Source organism: Rhizobium sp. SEMIA 4085 (assembly GCF_013004495.1).
Lineage (GTDB): Bacteria > Pseudomonadota > Alphaproteobacteria > Rhizobiales > Rhizobiaceae > Rhizobium > Rhizobium gallicum.
Genome location: NZ_JABEPH010000614.1, coordinates 1 through 1,946 on the forward strand (window position 1 = coordinate 1; position 1,946 = coordinate 1,946).

Here is a 1,946-nt window from a genome sequence, read left to right on the forward strand (position 1 = left end):
CACTTGGTTATGCACTCGTAGTAGGCGTCTCGTATTGTCCGCCCGCTCGATGAAGGGGCGGTTGCGTGCGAATTCATAGAGCTCTTTTCGCAGCTTCGAGCCGTGAAATGCGCCGCGGATAAGGCCCGCCCGCCGCTTGATGACATCGATGATCTCGGGCATTTCGGCCGCCTTGGGGCGCTTGGAAAGCAGGGCCTTAAGCTCGATCCAGCACTCGTTGGTCGCCTCCCAGGTCTCGCGCGTCAGAGCCGTGCGAACCATGCGGGCGTTGTTGCGGCCGGAATCGATGCACGACATCACGCTCGACGGGTTCGAATGATCGCGCAGCAGATAGTCGACCGCATCGACCCTGGTGAGTTTGGCGTGCCCTTCGTCGTAGGCTTCGCGAACACCCGCACTCTGCAGCACGCCATCCCAGTCGTCGTCGCCTGGGCCGCTTCGGGTTAGCGACATGCGCAGGCCGGCATCGATAAGACGCGCGATATTCTCGGCGCGCTCGATGTAACGGAACATCCAGTAGAGTCCGTTTGCAGTTCTTCCGAGCATCAATCCTCCAATACCCAAGTGTCTTTGGTACCGCCGCCCTGGCTCGAATTGACGACCAGCGAGCCCTGCTTCAGCGCGACGCGGGTCAAGCCGCCCGGAATGATCTGCACCTTGTCGGAAACCAGCACATAGGGCCGCAGGTCCACATGGCGCGGTGCGATGCCCTTATTGACGAGGATCGGCACCGTCGAGAGCGACAGCGTCGGCTGGGCGATGTAATTATTCGGCCGGGCCTTCAGCTTTTCGGCAAAATCGGCCCGCTCCTTCTTCGAGGCCGTCGGGCCAACCAGCATGCCGTAGCCGCCGGAGCCGTGCACCTCTTTCACGACGAGTTCTTCGAGGTGTTCCAGCACATATTTGAGGCTGTCGGCTTCCGAGCAGCGCCAGGTCGGCACGTTTTCGAGAAGCGCCTTCCGGCCGGTATAGAACTCGACGATCTCCGGCATGTAGGAATAGATCGCCTTGTCGTCGCAGATGCCGGTGCCCGGCGCATTGGCGATGGTGATGTTGCCGGAGCGGTAGACATCCATGATGCCCGGAATGCCGAGGGCGGAATCGGCACGGAATGTCAGCGGATCGAGGAAGTCGTCATCGACGCGGCGATAAAGCACGTCGATCGCCTCATAACCGCGGGTCGTGCGCATCTTCACCTTGCCGTCGATGACGCGCAGATCCGCCCCCTCGACCAGTTCCACGCCCATCATGTCGGCGAGGAACGAATGCTCGTAATAGGCGGAGTTGTAGATGCCGGGCGTCAGCACGGCGACGCGCGGCTTGCCCTTGCACCCGGGAGGGGCGAGCGAGGCAAGCGATTGGCGCAGCAGATACGGGTAGTCCTCGACGCGCTGGACCTTGTTCTGGTGGAAGAGTTCCGGAAACATCTGCATCATGGTTTCCCGGTTTTCCAGCATATAGCTGACGCCGGACGGCGTGCGGGCATTGTCTTCCAGCACGTAGAACTGATCCTCGCCGGTGCGCACGATGTCGGTGCCGACGATATGCGTATAGACGCCGCCGGGCGGACGGAAGCCGATCATCTCGGAAAGAAACGTATCGTTCTTCTCGATCAGCTCGCGCGGAATGCGGCCGGCGCGGATGATCTCCTGCTTGTGGTAGATGTCGTCCAGGAAGGCATTCAGCGCAATCACGCGCTGCTCGATGCCCTGAGCGAGCTTCCGCCATTCGCGCCCGGAAATAATGCGCGGGATGATGTCGAAGGGAATGAGCTTCTCGGAGGAATCCGCATGTCCGTAAACTGCGAAGGTAATGCCGGTTTTGCGGAAGATGTTTTCCGCGTCGCGAGATTTGGCAATCAGATGCGCCCTGTCCTGGGCATTGTACCACTCGAAATATTTCTCATATGGCTGACGGGGATTTTCATCCCCGGTGATCATTTCATC

The 1,946-nt window shown here is 60.2% G+C and carries 2 protein-coding genes; both read right to left on the minus strand.

All coding sequences use genetic code 11. From position 1 onward, the window contains the following. Positions 1-546 (minus strand): alpha-E domain-containing protein (locus C9413_RS31645; protein WP_170251476.1); only part of this gene is annotated, 546 nt, incomplete at its 3' end. Beyond that, a partial coding sequence (locus tag C9413_RS31650) for a circularly permuted type 2 ATP-grasp protein (RefSeq protein ID WP_246703914.1) occupies positions 546-1,946 on the minus strand: 1,401 nt, incomplete at its 5' end. The genes C9413_RS31650 and C9413_RS31645, both read right to left, overlap by 1 nt.